Source organism: Streptomyces tateyamensis, from assembly GCF_003205575.1.
GTDB lineage: Bacteria > Actinomycetota > Actinomycetes > Streptomycetales > Streptomycetaceae > Kitasatospora > Kitasatospora tateyamensis.
In genome coordinates, this window is sequence record NZ_PYBW01000040.1 from 17,857 (window position 1) to 34,870 (window position 17,014).

Genomic DNA, 17,014 nt, shown 5'->3' on the forward strand with positions numbered 1-17,014 from the left:
CGTGAAGCCTTCGCCACCGCCGAGGAACCTTTGTCACCCGTCACCGCCGAGAAGGAGTGGACTCCTGAACACGTCGATCGCCGAGGCGCTCTCGGTCGCACTGCTCGTCCTGGTGCTCGTCTGCGCGGTGGCGAGACCGTGGGGCTGGCCGGAGGCGGTGGTCGCGGTCCCGGCGGCGGGGCTGGCGATCGCCACCGGGGCGATCCCCGCCCACCACGCGGCGGCCGAGGCCGCGCGGCTCGGCCCGGTGGTCGGGTTCCTCGCGGCTGTCCTGGTGCTGGCCCAACTCTGCGACGACGAGGGGCTGTTCCAGGCCTGCGGGGCCTGGATGGCGCGCAGTGCGGCGGGGCGGCCGCGGCGGCTGCTGGTGCAGGTGTTCGCCGTCGCCTCGGTCACCACGGCGGTGCTCAGCCTGGACGCCACCGTGGTGCTGCTCACCCCGGTGGTCTTCGCCACCGCCGGCCGCCTGGGGGTCCGCCCCAAGCCGCACGTGTACGCGTGCGCGCACCTGTCGAACACCGCCTCGCTGCTGCTGCCGGTCTCCAACCTGACCAACCTGCTGGCCTTCGCGGCCAGCGGACTGGCCTTCACCAAGTTCGCGGCACTGATGGGCCTGCCCTGGCTGGTGGCGATCGGCGTCGAATACCTGGTGCTGCGCCGGTTCTTCGCCACCGATCTGGACGCGGGCGCGCAGTCCCCGGCGGCCGGGCCGGTGCCGCAGCTGCCGCTGTTCGCGCTGCTCACGGTGGCCGGCACGCTGGCCGGCTTCGTGCTCACCTCCGCGCTCGGGATCGACCCGGCCTGGGCCGCGCTGGCCGGCGCCCTGGTGCTCGCCGCGCGGGCGCTGGCCCGGCGGCGCACCACGGTGCGGGCGATCGTCGGTTCGGCCTCGGTGCCGTTCCTGGCCTTCGTGCTCGCGCTCGGCATCGTGGTGCGGGCAGTGGTGGACAACGGGCTGGCCGGCGGCCTGGCCCACCTGGTGCCGCAGGGGACCGGCCTGCCCGCGCTGCTGGGCATCGCGGCGCTGGCGGCGGTGCTGGCCAACCTGATCAACAACCTGCCGGCCATCCTGGTCCTGCTGCCGCTGACCGCGCCGGCCGGACCGGGCGCGGTGCTGGCGGCGCTGCTCGGGGTGAACATCGGCCCCAACCTCACCTATGCCGGGTCGCTGGCCACCCTGCTGTGGCGGCGCATCGTCCGTGAGCACGATTCCGACGTGGGGCTGGGGGAGTTCACCCGGCTGGGCCTGCTCGTCGTGCCCGTCGCACTGACCCTGGCGGTGGTGGCCCTCTGGTGCGCACTGCAGCTCCTCGGAACAGGTGCTGCGTAAGCGGTACGCCGCGAAGCCGCTGACCTCACTCCGTCCGCAGCGCCACCGCCGTGGGCGTCCGTGCCGTCCACAGCGCCGGCGGCAGTGCGGCCAGCGTGGCCACCACCAGCGGAACCACCAGCAGCACCGCCACCAGCCCCGCGTGGTACACCCCCAGGTCCGCCGCCGGCATCCGGGTGCCCGCCGCCCGGCCCATCGCCGGCAGGACGTAGTGGTGCAGCGCGACCCCCAGGGGCGTGCCCAGCACCGAGGCGAGCGCCCCGATCCCGGTGACCGAGGTCAGCACCATGAGCACGGTCTGCCGCGGCGACATCCCCAGCGCCTTGTGGATGCCCAGGTCGTGCACCCGCTCCCGGGTGTCCAGCAGCACCGTGTTGAGCACCCCGAGGGCGGCGACCGCGACCAGCAGGCCGGTGAGCATCGCGGCCAGCGTGTCCATCGCCAGGATGGTCGGGTTGAACGGCGGGTGGATCGAGTTGGGGCCGAAGCCGTACGGCTTGAGCGCGGCGTCCAGCGACTGCATGGTCTGCTCCAGGCCGTGGCCGGGCTTGGCGTCCACCTCGTAGTCCAGGCCCAGCGGGTCCACCGGCAGGCCGAGCGGGGCCAGCGAGGCGGTGGGGGTGCGCACCAGCATCCCTGACCCGGCGACGTCGAAGGTCTCGCCGACGATCGTCACCGGTGCGGTGCGCCCGTTGCCGGTCAGCGTCAGGGTGTCGCCGACGTGCGTCCCGGTGGCCTGCAGGAAGGCGGACGGGACCACCGCCTCGCCGGGCCGGCTGAACCAGCGCCCGGCGACCATCTGGTAGGCCGCCCAGGAGGAGTCGCCGTCGTAGCCGATCACCGTGGTGGGCCCGGCCAGCGCCGCGACCGAGACCGTGGTGCGGCTGATCGCCACGAACCGGCTCACATCGGGGTCGGCGGCGATCTTGGCGCTGATCTGCGGCAGGTCGTCGGCGGTCGGCCGGTGGTCCCCCGGACCCTGCGGGTTCGGCAGGACCTGGATCAGTCCGGGCCGCTCGCGCTCCATCCCCGCGGTGATGCCGTTCAGCGAGACCGCCAGGCCGACCCCGAAGGTCACCCCGACGGTACCGAGCAGCACCGCCGCCACCATCACGGCCGAGCGGCCGGGCTTGGCGAACGGGGTGGCCAGGCCCAGGCTCACCGGGCGCGGCAGCGGCAGCCGGCCGAGCAGCTGACGCACCGTCCGCCCGCGCCCGCGGCTCGGGGTGCGCCCGCTGGTGAGCGCCTGCACGGTGCTCAGCCGCCCGGCCCGCAGCGCCGGGACCAGCGCGGTGCCGGCCACCGCGGCCAGCGCGGCGAGCCCGACCACCAGGTCCAGCCAGGGCGCCACCGGCTGCGGCCCGGAGTCGAAGGCCTCACCGGCCTTGGCCAGCACCGGCAGCGCGGCCAGGTTGCCGAAGAGCAGGCCGAGGACGGTGCCCGCGCCGCCGGGGATCAGCGCCTGACCGACGTAGCCGCGCACCACCTGGGCCGGGGTGAAGCCGATCGCCTTGAGGATGCCGATCCGCCGGGTGGCGGCGCCGACCGTGCCGCTGACCACGATCCCGATGATCAGCACCGACATCACCAGCCCGATCACCGCGAAGGCGACCACGAACGGGACGAAGGTGGCGGTGCTCTTGTCGGTGGCGAGCTTGATCTTCAGGTAGGAGGCGGCGCCGGTGATCGAGCCGGGCGGCACGGCGGCGGCCAGCGCGGCGCGGTCGGCGGTGAGCTGCGCGTCGGTGCCGGACCGGCCGAACCGGTAGAGCATCTGCTGCTCGGTGGGGGTGCCGGGCGGCACCAGGGCGGTGAGCTGACCGGGCGTCACCCAGGCGTCCGCGCTCTGGCCCGCCGACCGGGCCACGCCCACCACGGTGAGGGCGGGCTGCCCGGGGAAGACCACGGTGTCGCCGACCCGCAGCGGTGTGTCGTGGGCGCTGAGCACCAGCTGGCCCGGGCCGGTCAGCCAGTGTCCGGCCGTCAGGTCCAGCCGGTCCACCGCGCCGCCGTTCCGGTCACGGCCGACCAGGGTCAGCGGCGGCAGCCCGGCGCCGACCGGCAGCCGGGAGTCGTTGCTGCCGACCGTGGCCGGCAGCAGGGCGGTGGGGAACGGGCCCGCGGCGGCGGTGACCCCGGCGGCGCGGCCGGTGGCGGCCAACTGGTCGGGCGTCACCTTGGCGGAGTCGTAGGAGACGGTCAGGTGGGCGCCCTGCTGCCGGGCGAAGCCCTGGTCGAACGGGGCGTGCGCGCCGACCAGCAGACCGCCGCCGAGCAGTGCGGCGGTCACCGACATCATCGTGGTCAGCAGCATCACCAGGCTCTGGATCCGGCGCCGACCGACTCCGGCCCGGACCACCTTCCCCAACGCGCTTCCCCCACCTCGCCCCGCTCGGCGGGCGCTACGCGCAGCCAGCTCCGCCCCTTGCCCGCTCCGCTCGCTCATGCGGCCACCGCCGCGTCCCGCAGCACCTTGCCGTCGGCCAGCTCGACGATCCGGCTCGCGCAGCTCCGGGCCAGCGCGGTGTCGTGGGTGACCAGCAGGACGGTCTGGCCGGCCGCGTTCAGCTCGGTGAGCAGGCGGCGCACGTCGGCGGCCGAGGCGCTGTCCAGCGCGCCCGTCGGCTCGTCGGCCAGCAGCAGCGGCGGACGGTTCATCAGGGCCCGGGCCACCGCGACCCGCTGGCGCTCGCCGCCGGACAGCCGGCCCGGGAAGGCGCGCTGGTGGCGGGCGACGCCGAGCTGCTCCAGCAGTTCGGCGGCCCGCGACCGGGCGGTGCGCGCCGCCAGGCCCGCGAGCTGGGCCGGCAGCAGCACGTTGTCCAGCACGGTCAGGTCGTCCAGCAGGTTGAAGAACTGGAACACCATGCCGATCCGCTCGCGCCGGTAGCGGGCCGCGCCGGCCTCGGTCAGCCGGTCCACCCGTTCCCCGGCCACGGTGACCGTGCCCTGGGTCGGCCGGTCCAGGCCGGCGATCAGGTTGAGCAGGGTGGACTTGCCGCTGCCGGAGCGGCCGAGCACGGCCACCGCCTCGCCCTCGCGGACCTCCAGGGTCAGCTCGGCCAGGGCCGGGCGGTCGGTGTCGTAGCTCTTGGTCACGTCGCGGATCTCGATGAGCGGCGCTGTCATCCGGGGCCTCCGTGAAGCCTGTTGGTCGGGGTAGCGGAACGTCCATCACGCTAGGTAGCGCAGGATGGCCGGGGACATACGGCTGAGCGGTGTCCGCAGGTGTACCTAGGTCCACCCCCGGATCGGGGGCCCAGCGCCCCTGTGGGGTGCCGGGTGCACCCGGCAGACTTCACCGGGTACGGGCCAGTGGGCGAACAGGAGGGCCGGCGGTGCGCTGGAGCAGGGCGGTGGGCTGGATCGGCCGGGGTGCGGCGGCCGGCGCGAAGGGGGTTGCGCTCGGCGCGGTCGGACTGCTGGCCGGGCTGCCGCTGTTCTCGTTCGCCATGGTGCTGAGCATGCTGCTGCACGACGGCACCGCCGACCGCACCACGCACGGGCCGTACCACACCTGGGCGCTGGTGGCGGCGGCCTTGCTGGCCGCCACCGGGCCGGTGTGGCAGCGGCGGCTGACCGACTGGACCCGGCGGCTGCTCGGCCGCTGGTGCGGAGTCCGGATCCGCTCCCCGTACCGGCCGCTGCCCGTGGCGCACGGGACGGAGCAGCGGATGCTGCGGCTGGGCCGGATGCTGGCCGATCCGGCGACCTGGCGGGACCTGGTGTGGACGGCGGTCAACGCCTGCGGCGGGTTCCTGCTGGTGCTCGCCCCGGTGATCGCGGTGATCTACGGGCTGGGGGCGCTGGCCTCGCTGCACGGCGGCTCCGGTCCGCCGCCCGAGCTGCCGGGCGTGCCGCTGCCGACGCTGCCGCCGGTCCCGGTCCAGCCGGCGCCGCAGGCCGGCCTCGCGGCGCTGCTCACCCAGCCGTGGCGGCACGGCGCGCTGGGCCTGTGGGCCGTGGTGCCGCTGGGCCTGGCGCTGATCTCGGTAGCCCTGCTGGCCGCCCCGCGCCTGCTGACCGGCTACGGCCGGCTGGCGGCCGCCCTGCTCGGACCGACGAGGGAGGCCCAACTCGCCCAGCGGGTCGAGCACCTGGCGATCACCCGGTCCGACACCATCGACTCCGGCGCCGCCGAACTGCGCCGGATCGAGCGGGACCTGCACGACGGCGCGCAGGCCCGCCTGGTGGCGATGGGCATGACGCTGAACGCGGCCGAGCAGCTCTTCGAGTCCAGCCCGCAGGCGGCCCGGGCGCTGCTGGCGGAGGCCAAGCAGGCCTCGGCCAAGGCGCTGGCCGAGCTGCGCGACCTGGTGCGCGGCATCCACCCGCCGGTGCTGGCCGACCGCGGCCTTCCCGACGCGGTGCACGCGCTGGCGCTGGACCTGCCGCTGCGCGCGCAGTTCAGCGGCGAGCTGCCGGGCCGGGCTCCGGCACCGGTGGAGTCGGCGGGCTACTTCGCGGTCAGCGAGCTGCTGGCCAACGTCTCCAAGCACGCCCGGGCCCAGCAGGTGTGGATCGAGATCGGCCATACTGGGGGCGCGCTGAGGATCGTGGTCACCGACGACGGGCACGGCGGTGCCGACCCCGCCCGCGGCACCGGACTGCGGGGTCTGGAGCGGCGGTTGGCCGCCTTCGACGGCGTGCTCGCCGTCAGCAGCCCGCTCGGCGGACCGACCATCGCCACCCTGGAGATCCCGTGCGCGTTGTCATCGCCGAAGACCTCGTCCTCCTGAGGGACGGACTGACCTGGATGCTCCAGGCGCACGGCATGACGGTGGTGCGCGGCGTGGAGACCGGGCCGGAACTGCTGGCCGCGGTGGCCGAGGAACAGCCGGACGTGCTGATCGTCGACGTCCGGCTGCCGCCCACCTTCACCGACGAGGGCCTGCGGGCCGCGCTGGAGGCCCGCCGGACCAGTCCCGGGCTGCCGGTGTTGGTGCTGTCGCAGTACGTGGAGCAGCTCTACGCCCGGGAGTTGCTGGCCGGGGGCAGCGGCGGGATCGGCTACCTGCTGAAGGACCGGGTGCTGGACAGCACCGAGTTCGTCGAGGCGGTGCGCCGGGTGGCGGGCGGCGGGACGGCGATGGACCCGGAGGTGATCGCCCGGCTGCTCACCCACAACTCCGGCAACGGCGCGGTGGCTTCGCTCAGCCCGCGGGAGCGCGAGGTGCTGTCGCTGATGGCCGAGGGGCGCTCCAACGCGGCGGTGGCCCAGCAACTGGTGATCACCGAGCGGGCGGTGGCCAAGCACACCGCCTCGATCTTCACCCGGCTGGGCCTGCAGCCCTCGGACGACGACAACCGGCGGGTGCTGGCGGTGCTCGCCTACCTCAACCGCTGACTGACGGGCAGTCAGCGACGGCGGCCAGTACCGCCGCCCGGTCCTCGGCGGTGCCGACGGTCAGCCGGGTCCCGACGGGAGACTCGCTCACCGCGATGCCGCGCGAGCGCAGGTGCTCGGCGAGGCCGGGCTGCCCCGGCAGCAGCACGAAGTTGGCGGCGCTGTCCACCACGGTCAGGCCGGCCGCGCGCAGCCCGGCCGTCAGCCGGGAGCGCTCGGCCCGCAGGCCGGCTGTCCGGGCGGCGTGCCCGGCGGTGTCCCGCAGCACCTCGGCGGCGGCCGCGCAGGCCGGCTCGGAGACCGTGAACGGCATCGAGAACTCGGCCAGCCGGGAAAGCAGTTCGGGGTTGCCGAGGGCGTACCCGATGCGCAGCCCGGCCAGCCCGTAGGCCTTGGAGAAGGTGCGGGTGACCAGTACGTTGGGCGCCTGCCGGGCGAACCGGGCGAAGACCCGCGGATCGGCGGCGGCGTCGAACTCCAGGTAGGCCTGGTCCAGCACCACCACGGTCCGGGGCGGCACCCGGTCCAGCAGCCGGGCCAGCTCGGCGGCGCCGACCGGGGTGCCGCTGGGGCTGTGCGGGGTGATCACGGCGAGCAGGGCCGGCTGTTCGGTGCGCGCCAGCTCGGCCAGGCGCTCCAGGTCGGGGGCGAAGCCGGCGGTCAGCGGGACCTCGAGCGCGACCGCCCGCTGCTGGCGGGTGAGGACCGGGTAGAGCTCGAAGCCCGGCGCGGCGTAGCAGACCCGCGAACCCGGGGTGACCAGGGCCCGCCAGGCCAGCTCCAGCACCCGGGAGCTGCCGGCGCCCAGCAGCACCTGGTCGGGCGGGCAGTCGTTGTGCTCGGCGATCGCCGCCACCGCGCGGGCCTGCCAGTGGTTGCCGGGGTAGCGGTGCAGCTCGGGCAGCAGGGCGCCGATCCGGTCCAGCACCGCCGGGCCCGGCGGGTGGGGGAGTTCGTTGCGGTCCAGCCGGGGCGACCCGGCGGCGGCCGACACCGGGTCAGCTCCGGGCGGCGGGTGCGGGCACCGCGGCCGGCGGCAGCGCGCCGAGCTGCCGGTGCAGGCCGAGCAGGTCCATCTGGTCCCAGTGCCTGGCCAGCCGGCCGTCCGCCACCTGGAAGATGTCGATCAGGCCGACCGAGAACTCCCGCCCGGTGGCCGGTATGCCGAGCACCTCGCCGACCTGGCGGCCGCTGAACGTCATCCGGACCACGATCCGGTCGCCCTCGACCACCAGGTCCTCCACGGTGAGCGAGAGGTCGGCCACCACCTCGCACCAGCGGGCCACCACGGCCTTGAAGGCGGCGCGGTCGGGGACGGCGGGGTTGGGGTGCCGGTAGTCCGGTACCAGGCACCGGTCGAACAGGTCGGGGTCGCCGGTGTTGTAGGCGGCGACGAAGTCGGCCACCAGTTGCTCGGCGGTCGCGCGGTCCATCGGCGGGCTCTCCTCGGTCGGGGCGATCAGGCCAGGTCGGGGCGATCAGGCAAGGTCGGTGCGGAGCGGCGGATGCACCGGTGCGACCGGCAGGTCCAGGGCGGTGGCGGCCAGCAGTTCCTGGGCGTCCGCGTTGCTGTAGGGGTGCATGGTTCCGGCCCGCACGTCGCGCTGGGCCCGGTCGTAGAGCGAGCCGGCCTTGAGCGCCGGCGAGCCGACCAGCCGGACCACCCGGTCCACCACGTCCACCGCGTGGTTGGTGCCGACCAGCTTGGCCGCCACCACCCGGGCCATGCCCTCCTGCACACCGAGCTCGGTCCACAGGCTGTTGCCCATCACCTCCGCGGCGGTGCGGGCGATCACGGCCCGCGCGGTCTCCACCAGCAGTTCGCACTCGGCGATCGTGGACTGGGTGAACGGCCGGTGCTGCCATTGGCGTTGACGCACGTCCTGCAGGCACTGGGTGAGCGCGCCGACCGCGATGCCCAGGTAGACGGCGCCGAACGAGGGCATCGCCCAGCCCCACAGGGTCTGCAGCAGGGTGCCGTCCAGGTGGTCCTGCGGGAAGCGCAGCGTCACCGCCTCGTCGGGCACCTCGACCTGGTCCAGATCGACGTTGTCGCTGCAGGTCGCGCGCATCCCGGCGGTGTGCCAGCTGCCGGTGCGTACCTTCAGGCCCGGGGCGTCGGCGGGGACCCGGAAGACCAGGACCTGCGGGCCGTCGGGGTGTTCCTCGTGCACGGCCATCGAGACCAGGTGGGTGGCCACCGCGGTGCCGGTGCCGAAGGTCTTGTGCCCGGTCACCAGGTACCCGCCGGTGGTGCGCACCGCCTTGGCGCCGGTGGACCGGACCAGCGCGTGGCCCGGTTCGGCGGTGGCGCCGGCCAGGAAGACGCTGCCCTCGGCCGCACCGCGCAGCAGCGCCGCGGCCTGCTCGTTGCCGCCCCGCCAGGCTCGGGCCAGCTGGCCCGCCATCGAGAGGTGCATGTTGACCACCAGGGCGGTGGAGCCGCAGCCGGCCGCCAGCCGCTCCTGGGCCACCACCAGGTCGCGCAGGTCGCCGCCGAGCCCGCCGAGTTCGGCGGGCACGGTGAGGCCCAGGTAGCCGCTGTCGCGCAGTTCGTCGATGTTGCGGTACGGGAACTCGCCGCGCTCGTCGTAGCCGGCGGCCCGGTCGCGGAACCGGTCGGCCAGTTCGTCGGCCAGCGCGAGGAAGCGGGCGCCGGGCTGGGCGGGATTGATCCTCATCGCTGCTGCCTCGCTTCCGCTCCGAGTTCGGTGGTGTCGCCGCCTTCGAGCAGGTGGGCGGTGACCAGCCAGGTGCGGGCCACACCGGGCACCTCGCGGGCCGGGGTGCGCGGAACCCGGCGGCCGGCGGCGCTGGGCAGTTCGCCGGGCTCGACCACGTCGGCGGCCCAGCCGTGGCCGGCCAGCCACGGCTCCGGCTCCGCCACCCCGGACTGCCAGGGGCGGCCCTCGGCGCGCATCCCGGCCAGCCAGTCCTGCATCCAGGGCACCTGGTAGGTGTCGGTGTTGACCTGTTCCAGGCCGAGCCGGCTGCCCGGGGCCGAGAGCCGGCCCAACTCGGCAAGCACCGCGTCGACCTGCGGCTGGGTCAGGTAGTAGAGCAGTCCCTCGACCAGCCAGGCGGTGGGTGCCGCCGGGTCGAAGCCGGCCGCGCGCAGCTCGGCGGGCCAGTCCAGCCGCAGGTCGGCGGCCACCGTGCGGCGCTCGCAGGTGGCCGCGGCGAGCTCTGCCTGCTGGATCAACTCGGCCTTGGCTTCGAGGAGTTCAGGTAGGTCGAGTTCGAAGACCCGAGTGCCGGGCGGCCACCGGAGCCGGTAGGCGCGGCTGTCCAGGCCGGCCGCCAGCAGCACCACCTGGCGCAGCCGGGCGGCCTCGGTCGCCCGGGTCAGGTACTGGTCGAAGAACCGGGTGCGCACCGCCAGGACGTCGAACCGCGGCGTGGGCGCGGCCCGGAACTCGGCCAGCAGCGGCGGATTGCTGCGCGCGGTGAAGGCGACCGCCAGCGGGTCCTCGAACAGCCGGTCCGCCCGGACACTCTCCGCCGCACGGGCGTGCGCGATCCACTCGGCGGTCGGGCCGACCCCGGCGGTCACCGGGCGCCGCGCGGCTGGACGGGCGGCGCGGCGGCACCGGCGGCCGCGGTGAGCGTCTCCAGGCCGCGCTGCAGCGAGTCGCGCAGCATCCGCTGCTGCATCCGGCGCATCAGCCGGTAGTAGAGCTCACCCGGCTTGTTGCGGGCCCGCAGGACCACCCCGAGCCGGGCGACCGGCTCGGTGACCAGGAAGGAGACCCTGAAGTCCCAGAACGGGTCGGTGTCGCCCAGCACCACCTCGTGGTCCTCGATGCTGTACACCTGCCAGGGGCCGAACCGGTCGCCGACCACCAACTCGGGCAGTTCCTTGTTCCGGCGGTGGGTGTTGGGCACGACGCCGAAGGGCTTGAAGATCACGCCCTGGATCGCGGTCAGCGCGTCACCGAAGGCCTGCAGCCGCTCCGGTACCAGGTTGGGGCGGGCCATCGCGGCGCGGGCCAGTTGCGGTGCCGTGATCGGCACCGTGCCGGGCAGGTCGGCCTCGACGGCCGCCGCCGCCAGGTGCGGGGCGTCCAGTTGGAAGGCGGCGAGCCGGGTGCCCTCGGGCACGGCGCACTCTCGGAACCGCATGTGATCACTCCCTGGTGCGGGGGGACGGGTCGGCCGGAAATGCCGTGGCCGGGGAACGCCGGATCAGCTGGGGAAATGGCGGTCCAGCCAGCCGGCGGCGGCCGCGAACCATTGCACGGCATTCTCGTGGAGATTCATCGCGTGTCCGGCGCCCGGCAGCACGTAGCCTTCGGGGCCGGCGCTCGGCGAATAGTCGGACTGTTCGTTCCGGACGATATCCGCAGCAGTGCTGCAGGGAAATGCGAACGGACCGCCGCAGAAAAGCTGGTCGTATTCGCCGACGGAAATCATGACCGGTACGCCGACGGATCTCGATATCGCCGGATCGGCCGCCGCGGGAATGGTCTGCTCCTCGCCCGTCGTCATGGTCGACTTGGTCAGCTCGTCCCAGCCGACCACGGCCGGCGAGGAATCCGCGGCGGCGTAGAAGAAGTCGGATCTGGTGCCCGGCAGTGTGCTCAGGTAGCCGGCCGGCTCGGTGCCCGCGGCGAACTGCGGATCCTGCGAGGCGGGCTGCATGTCGCTGAACAGGGTGCCCAGCTTGGGCCCGTAGGTGTGCAGGAAGCCGCTGGCGATGACGCCGTCCACGTCGTGGAAGGTGGCCGCTTCGAGCAGCGCGAGGCTGCTGCCGACCGAGTGGCCGACCAGGACGACGCGCCGGAAGTGCAGTTCGGTGCGGGCCTCGGCGACCACCTGGTGCAGCACCCCGGCCTCGTTGGCCATGGTCAGCAGGTCGGCGGGGGGCCGGCTGCTTTCGCCGGTGCCGGGCCGGTCGATCGTCAGGGTCGACCCGCCGTGACCAGCCATCCAGCTCACGTAGGAGGGGCGCCCGGGGGCCGACGGCAGCATCCAGTAGGCCCGGTCGTAGGTGGCGCCGGCCACCAGGATCTGCAGGGGGGCCTCATGCCGCGCACCCGGCGGGGAGCAGAGCACCGCGCTGACCCGCACCGGTGTGCCGGCGGTCAGGGTGGCGGCGAAGTGGGCCGGGGTGCAGGCGGGTTCGGCGTCGACTGGTACGGGCCGCGGATCGGCAGCGGCCGGGCCGCCGGTGGTCCACAGGATCAGGCAGCCCACCAGGACGGCCAGGGTCGTGATGGTGCGTAGAACGTGTGCGGTGGAACGTTGCGGACGTGAACTCGGACATCGTGTGCCTACGTGCGAGTACAGGGTTGTTCCCCCAGGTCAAGGTCGCAGGGTGGACGTCACAAAGGCAGCGCTCGACGCCTCTCGGCGCGAGTGACAGTGACTACGGTTGACCGGCTCGGCAGTGCTCGTGGACTGCGCAGCTGAAAGCCAGTCAAACCCCGCACCCGTGAACCTGTCAAGGGCTGTGTCGCGCCGCGTCGGTTCGGACATGTCCGACATCGGGGACGGCCCGGGCAAACATCGAATCGGTGGTGGACATATCAATCGGGCATGTGCTTGCATCGAAATGCCTCGGACTTGGCGAGCGTGACGAGAGCCGAGTTTTCTCTTGAGTGCGCCGCCGAGTTCCCGTAGGCAGTCAAATGCACCGGCCCATCGGCCGGCTGTAAAGAACTCAGTGATGGAGAGGTCTTTATCATGAGCGCTCCCACCGAAATCCAGAACCTCGGCGTCGTGGGCCTGACCGGGCTCGACACCGACACCCTCGAGATCAGCGACTACCTGGACGAGTCGCTGCTGGACGAGCACGACCTGACCGTGACCATGGTCGCCTCGGCCTCCTGCACCACCTGCATCTGCACCTGCAGCTGCAGCTCCTGACACACCGTTGAGGACCGCTCCCGCCACCCGGCGGGGGCGGTTCTCGCCCCCTGACCTCCACCACGACGCCGGCACTCCGGCGATCACGAGAGGATCCGGCCCTTGCGACCACTGATACTCGTGCACGGCCTGATGGGCACCGCGGCCACGCACTTCGGCGCCTGCGCCCAGTTGTGGACCCGACCGGTCGTGACGCCCGGCCTGCCCGGCCACGGGGCGGACCCGCAGGTCCCGGCGCATCCGGCCCGGGTGGCGATCGAACGGCTGCAGGCCGAGATCCGGGCCCAGGAGCAGGCTCCACTGCTGGTCGGGCTCTCCTACCTCGGTGCCGCCGTCGCGCTGCGGGCGGCCCAGGCCGCAGACTCCGGAGCTGTGCACGGGGTGGTCCTGTCCGGGTACTCGCTGGTGGTCGGCCCGAGCACGCTCGGCCGCTGGCTGACCGGCTTCATCGGGCTGGCCGCCCAACAGCAGGCCACCCGCGACCACTTCGCCGCCCTGCACGGTCCCGACTGGGACCACCTGCTGACCGCCACCGCCGCCGAACTGTCCGACGGCTGCCTGGTCCTGCCGGACGCCGCCGACCTGGCCCGGCTGGAGCTGCCGGTTCTGCTGGCCAACGGCGCCCTGCTGGAGAACGAACGCCTCTCCGCGCAGCCGGCCGCCGAAGCGGGCGCGGACGTGGCATTGCTGGCCGGGGCCGGCCACCTGGTGCCGCCGGACAGCCCGCGCAGCTTCGTCGCCGTGGTGGAGGAGTTCAGCGACCGGATCGACCAGCGGCGCACCACCTTCCACGAGCGCCGGCGCGCCGCCGAGCGGCAGCAGACGGCGGCCGTCCCCGACGGGGCCGCCGCGTGAGCGCGCGACTGGTGCCCTACGGGGTGGTGCGGATCTGCAGCCTGCCGGTCTCGGTGCTGAGCGAGCTCGGCTCCCCGAAGCTGGCTGAACTTGCCGATCAAGTAGCGCAGTTGACCAGTCATTGGATCGAGGCCGCAGCCGCCGCGGCACAGGCGCTGACCACGGTGGTGCCGGAGCTGTCCGACCGCCGGCAGCGCAGCGCGGTCCTCGCGCTGCGCCGCCGGCTGCACCAGGGCGGCGAGCTGACCGAGGACGAGCTGCAGCCGCTCGCCGAGCTCCCGGACGGCTGCCGGCTCCCCCGCCTCGCCGAGCTGGTGGCACTGGCCCGGAGCCGGCAGGAGGCGGCCGAGCGGCTCGCCGCCGACTACCAGCGGGCCTGGACGGCCGAGCAGCGGGTGCTGGCCGAGGCGGCCGCCCGCCCCGAACTGCGCACCACCGCCCAGCTGACCGCGGCCGGCATGCTGGAGAACCTGGACCGGTTCGCCGCCGCCGTCAGCCCGGCCGACGGCCCCGCACGCGACAAGCGCTCCCGGACCACCGAGGCGACGCTGGTGAACCTGGTCAGCCGCAGCGCGCTCAAGCCCTCCCCGTTCGGCCAGTTGGTGTACACCCGGCCGGTCGGTTTCGACACGCGGCTCGGGCCCACCGGCGCGCAGCTCGACCCCACCGCGGGAGGAGAGCAGCGGCAGTCGGTCTGCCGGCTGCCCCGCCAACTGGTCAGCTGGGTGGAGCGCACCCTGGCCCAGCACCCCTCGATGGCCGCGGCCGTGGTGCTGCGCCGGGCGCCACTGGTGGCCGTGACCGCCAAGGGCGTGGTCTTCCTGCTCCGGGGCCGCGACGGCACCCACACCGCCGCCGCGGTGGAGCGGATCGTGCGCGTGCAGCCGTCCCCGGTGCTGGACGCGGTGCTGGCACTGCCGGCCGACCTGCCGGTCCCGGCGGCTGAACTGCGCCGCCGCTGCTCCGCGTTCCCGGGCGGCGGCGCCGAGCTGGACGCGCTGATCGGGCAGGGCGTGCTGGCCGCGGACCTGGGGGTCGGGGAGCAGGAACTCGATCCGCTCTGCGTGCTGACCGCCCGCACCACCGACGGTGACCCGCAGTTGCACGCGGCGATCTCGCAACTGGCGCAACTCGAACGTGAGTTCGGCGAAGCCACCACCGACCGCCGGGCCGCCCTGCTGGCCGACGCGCGGGCGGCCGTGGCACAGCTGGCCGAGTGCTGCGCGGTGCCGCCCCCGCCGCTGGAGGCGGCCCGGACCCTGGTCTACGAGGACAGCGTGGTCACCGCCGTGCAGCGCGAGCAGCCCGGCCGATGGGCGGCGCACCTGCCCGCCCTGACCACCCTGCACCGGCTGATCCCGCTCTTCGACGACGACGCCCACGTCCGGGCGATCGCCGGCCAGGTGGTGCGGGAGGCCTTCGGCCCGGGCCCGCACCGCCTGCTCACCCTCTACTCGGCGATGTCCACGCCCAAGCTGCGCGCCTTGCTGACGGCACGACTGGTCGACGTGACCGCACCCGTCCCCAGCCGGCTGCGGCAGCTGCAGGACGAGGTGCTGGACCAGGGCGACCGCTCGGCGCCCGAGGAGGCGCTGCTGGATGCGGCCCGGCTGGCCGCGGTCGCCGACCGCACGCCGGACTGGGTGTCGCACTGGCCCCGGGTGCACTGGCAGGTGCAGCGCCACGCCGCCGCGGGGCAGCCGGAGCAACTGGTGGTCAACAGCGGCGCCACCGGCTACGGCCGGGCCATCTCCCGGTTCTGCGCGGCCTACGACGGAGCACCGAGCCCGGCGGTCGGCTTCACCGAGGCGGTGCGGGCCGACCTGGCCCGGGACGACGACCCGGCCGCCCCGCTCACCGACCTGTCCGCGGTGCTCGGGATCAACGCCAACGTGCACCCGCCGCTGCTCGCCCGCCACCTCCGCTACCCGTGCGGCACCCCGCAGGACTGGGGCGGCGAGGGGATCTCGCTGGAGGACTGCTGGGCCGAGGTCGATCCGGCCGGGCGGCTGATCCTGCGTCAGGGGCGGCAGGGACCGCCGCTGCGCCTGGTCACGCTCAACTTCCTGCTCAACGACCTGGCCCCGCAGCTGTACCGGTTCCTGCACTTCTTCGGCATCGGGAGCCTGGGCAACCTCGCCTGGTGGGACCGGGTCGACCAGCGCGCGGGCCGGTCCGACGCGGTGCGCCACTACCCGCGGCTGCGCCTGGACAGCCTGGTGCTGGCCCGCCGCACCTGGAAGATCCCGCGCGCCGAACTGCCCGCGCTGGACGGCCTGTCGGATCCGGACGCGTTCTCGGCGGTGCGCGCCTGGCGGGCCCGGCTGTCGCTGCCGGAGCAGGTGTTCTGGCGCTCCTACAGCATCCCCGACCCGCTGCTGGTGGTCGGTGAGCAGGAGCGCGAGCAGCTCACCCGGAGCCTGGCCGGCTTCCCCAGCGCGGCCGAACGCAAGCCCGCCTTCCTCGACTTCACCAGCGTCACCAGCGTGCGCACCTGGCAGCGTGCGCTGCGGCGCCACGGCCCGGAGCTCACCGTGCAGGAGTGCCTGCCGCTACCGGGGACCGAGCCGGTCACCCGCGAATTCACCATCGAGACCTCAGGACCGGCCCGATGACCGCCACCGAGCCGCTCTGGCTCTCCGCCCACGTCTTCCACCACGGCACCACCGACCAGCTGATCACCGAGGCGGTGCTGCCCCTGGTCGAGGAACTGCGCGCGGACGGCCTGGTGCGCCGCGCCTTCTTCCTGCGCCACTGGGAGCGCGGCCCGCACCTGCGGGTGCGCCTGCAGGTCGAGCCGCAGCACGCGGCGGCGCTGCGCGCGCTGGTGGAGCAGCGCCTCACCGGCTACCTGGCCGCCCACCCGGGGCCCACCGACGCGGACCCCGAGCAGCTGGGGGTCACGCTGCGCCACCTCGGCCGGTTGGAGCACGGCGGCGACGCGGACCCCGAGCTGTACCGGCCCGAACCGCCCAACACCGTGCGCTGGATCGACTACCGGCCCGAACTGGCCAAGTACGGCGGCGCGTCGGGCGTCGCCGTGGCCGAGGACGTGTTCGACGCGGGCAGCACCCTGGCCGGCCAGGTCCTGCGCCAGGGCGTGAACGACAACGCCCGGCTCGGCGTCGCGCTGCAACTGCTGCTGCTCACCAGCCGCTCGCTGGACCTGGACGAGGCGGCCACGGCGGTCTTCCTGCGCTCCTACCGCGAACGCTGGCAGGGCTACCTGCCGGACGCGGCGAAGATGTTCGCCGCCTGGGAACGGCAGTACCAGCACCAGCGGGCGCAGTACGCCGCCCTGGTCGAGGACCTGCGTGCGGGCCGCCCGATCGGCCGCGGCGTCGGCGCCTACTGGGAGCGGACGATGGCGGCGGCCGTGGCCCGGTTGCGCCCGCTGGTCGCCGCCGGGCAGGTCTGGCCCGGCGAGGTGGACCGCACGGCCCCGCCGTTCGTCGCCGTCGCCGCGCTGCTCTGCCAGTTCCTGCACACCACCAACAACCGGATGAACGTCCGTCCGCAGGGCGAGTGCTTCGTCGCCTTCCTCGCCCACCGTGCGGTCACCGACAGCGTGTCCCGTCCCCGGGAACCGGCGGACGCGGCGAGGAAGGACTGAA

15 protein-coding genes are annotated in these 17,014 nt (G+C 74.2%); 7 read left to right on the forward strand and 8 right to left on the reverse strand.

Annotated features, from left to right (window positions below; all coding sequences use genetic code 11):
- The first annotated feature begins 64 nt into the window (after window positions 1-64).
- Entirely contained in the window at window positions 65-1,330 is a 1,266-nt protein-coding gene (locus C7C46_RS13010; protein ID WP_110669145.1) for an SLC13 family permease, read from the forward strand.
- 25 nt (window positions 1,331-1,355) lie between these two features.
- Here C7C46_RS13010 and C7C46_RS13015 read toward each other — a convergent pair whose 3' ends face one another.
- Window positions 1,356-3,689: an ABC transporter permease gene (locus C7C46_RS13015; RefSeq protein WP_342775398.1), complete on the reverse strand. Its 2,334-nt coding sequence runs from the start codon at window positions 3,687-3,689 to the stop codon at window positions 1,356-1,358.
- Window positions 3,690-3,772: 83 nt separating this feature from the next.
- Window positions 3,773-4,459, reverse strand: coding sequence for an ABC transporter ATP-binding protein (locus C7C46_RS13020; RefSeq protein ID WP_110669020.1), 687 nt, complete (start codon window positions 4,457-4,459; stop codon window positions 3,773-3,775).
- Window positions 4,460-4,668: 209 nt separating this feature from the next.
- Between C7C46_RS13020 and C7C46_RS13025 the strand changes: the two genes are divergently transcribed.
- Both C7C46_RS13025 and C7C46_RS13030 read left to right on the forward strand, forming a co-directional pair.
- Window positions 4,669-6,069, forward strand: coding sequence for a sensor histidine kinase (locus C7C46_RS13025; protein WP_245984391.1), 1,401 nt, complete (start codon window positions 4,669-4,671; stop codon window positions 6,067-6,069).
- A complete protein-coding gene (locus tag C7C46_RS13030) occupies window positions 6,033-6,677 on the forward strand; it encodes a response regulator transcription factor (protein ID WP_110669022.1) in 645 nt (214 codons plus the stop codon). The genes C7C46_RS13025 and C7C46_RS13030 overlap by 37 nt, the downstream gene beginning before the upstream one ends.
- On the opposite strand, the gene C7C46_RS13035 is transcribed toward C7C46_RS13030, so the two are convergent.
- From C7C46_RS13035 to C7C46_RS13060, 6 genes are all read right to left on the reverse strand, one after another.
- Window positions 6,667-7,671, reverse strand: a complete 1,005-nt coding sequence (locus tag C7C46_RS13035) for a pyridoxal phosphate-dependent aminotransferase (protein WP_110669024.1) — start codon at window positions 7,669-7,671, stop codon at window positions 6,667-6,669. The two genes, C7C46_RS13030 and C7C46_RS13035, sit on opposite strands and share 11 nt — an antisense overlap.
- A gap of 4 nt (window positions 7,672-7,675) precedes the next feature.
- On the reverse strand, window positions 7,676-8,110 hold the full coding sequence (locus C7C46_RS13040) for an ester cyclase (RefSeq protein WP_110669026.1): 435 nt from the start codon (window positions 8,108-8,110) through the stop codon (window positions 7,676-7,678).
- Between the two features lie 45 nt (window positions 8,111-8,155).
- Entirely contained in the window at window positions 8,156-9,358 is a 1,203-nt protein-coding gene (locus C7C46_RS13045; RefSeq protein WP_110669028.1) for an acyl-CoA dehydrogenase family protein, read from the reverse strand.
- A complete protein-coding gene (locus tag C7C46_RS13050) occupies window positions 9,355-10,230 on the reverse strand; it encodes an SAM-dependent methyltransferase (protein ID WP_110669030.1) in 876 nt (291 codons plus the stop codon). Before C7C46_RS13050 ends, C7C46_RS13045 begins: the two co-directional genes overlap by 4 nt.
- On the reverse strand, window positions 10,227-10,799 hold the full coding sequence (locus C7C46_RS13055) for a DUF2867 domain-containing protein (protein ID WP_110669032.1): 573 nt from the start codon (window positions 10,797-10,799) through the stop codon (window positions 10,227-10,229). The genes C7C46_RS13050 and C7C46_RS13055 overlap by 4 nt, the downstream gene beginning before the upstream one ends.
- Window positions 10,800-10,862: 63 nt before the next feature.
- Window positions 10,863-11,681, reverse strand: coding sequence for an alpha/beta fold hydrolase (locus C7C46_RS13060; RefSeq protein WP_146259074.1), 819 nt, complete (start codon window positions 11,679-11,681; stop codon window positions 10,863-10,865).
- A 681-nt stretch (window positions 11,682-12,362) separates the two neighbouring features.
- Here C7C46_RS13060 and C7C46_RS13065 point away from each other — a divergent pair.
- The 4 genes from C7C46_RS13065 (at window position 12,363) to C7C46_RS13080 (ending at window position 17,013) form a co-directional block, all read left to right on the forward strand.
- On the forward strand, window positions 12,363-12,545 hold the full coding sequence (locus tag C7C46_RS13065) for a thiocillin/thiostrepton family thiazolyl peptide (protein ID WP_110669035.1): 183 nt from the start codon (window positions 12,363-12,365) through the stop codon (window positions 12,543-12,545).
- A 102-nt stretch (window positions 12,546-12,647) separates the two neighbouring features.
- Window positions 12,648-13,400 (forward strand): alpha/beta fold hydrolase, encoded by a 753-nt coding sequence (locus C7C46_RS13070; protein ID WP_146259075.1) that lies wholly within the window; start codon window positions 12,648-12,650, stop codon window positions 13,398-13,400.
- Entirely contained in the window at window positions 13,397-16,015 is a 2,619-nt protein-coding gene (locus C7C46_RS13075) for a lantibiotic dehydratase (RefSeq protein ID WP_110669040.1), read from the forward strand. Before C7C46_RS13070 ends, C7C46_RS13075 begins: the two co-directional genes overlap by 4 nt.
- On the forward strand, window positions 16,012-17,013 hold the full coding sequence (locus tag C7C46_RS13080; RefSeq protein WP_110669042.1) for a lantibiotic dehydratase C-terminal domain-containing protein: 1,002 nt from the start codon (window positions 16,012-16,014) through the stop codon (window positions 17,011-17,013). Before C7C46_RS13075 ends, C7C46_RS13080 begins: the two co-directional genes overlap by 4 nt.
- The last annotated feature ends 1 nt before the right edge of the window (window position 17,014 follow it).

What these genes read in the sequence shown, in the direction of transcription:
- C7C46_RS13055 (WP_110669032.1), bottom strand. Translation starts at nt 10,799, where the DNA reads ATGCGGTTCCGAGAGTGCGCCGTGCCCGAGGGCACCCGGCTCGCCGCC.
- C7C46_RS13065 (WP_110669035.1), top strand. Translation starts at nt 12,363, where the DNA reads ATGAGCGCTCCCACCGAAATCCAGAACCTCGGCGTCGTGGGCCTGACC.
- C7C46_RS13020 (WP_110669020.1), bottom strand. Translation starts at nt 4,459, where the DNA reads ATGACAGCGCCGCTCATCGAGATCCGCGACGTGACCAAGAGCTACGAC.
- C7C46_RS13040 (WP_110669026.1), bottom strand. Translation starts at nt 8,110, where the DNA reads ATGGACCGCGCGACCGCCGAGCAACTGGTGGCCGACTTCGTCGCCGCC.
- C7C46_RS13045 (WP_110669028.1), bottom strand. Translation starts at nt 9,358, where the DNA reads ATGAGGATCAATCCCGCCCAGCCCGGCGCCCGCTTCCTCGCGCTGGCC.
- C7C46_RS13080 (WP_110669042.1), top strand. Translation starts at nt 16,012, where the DNA reads ATGACCGCCACCGAGCCGCTCTGGCTCTCCGCCCACGTCTTCCACCAC.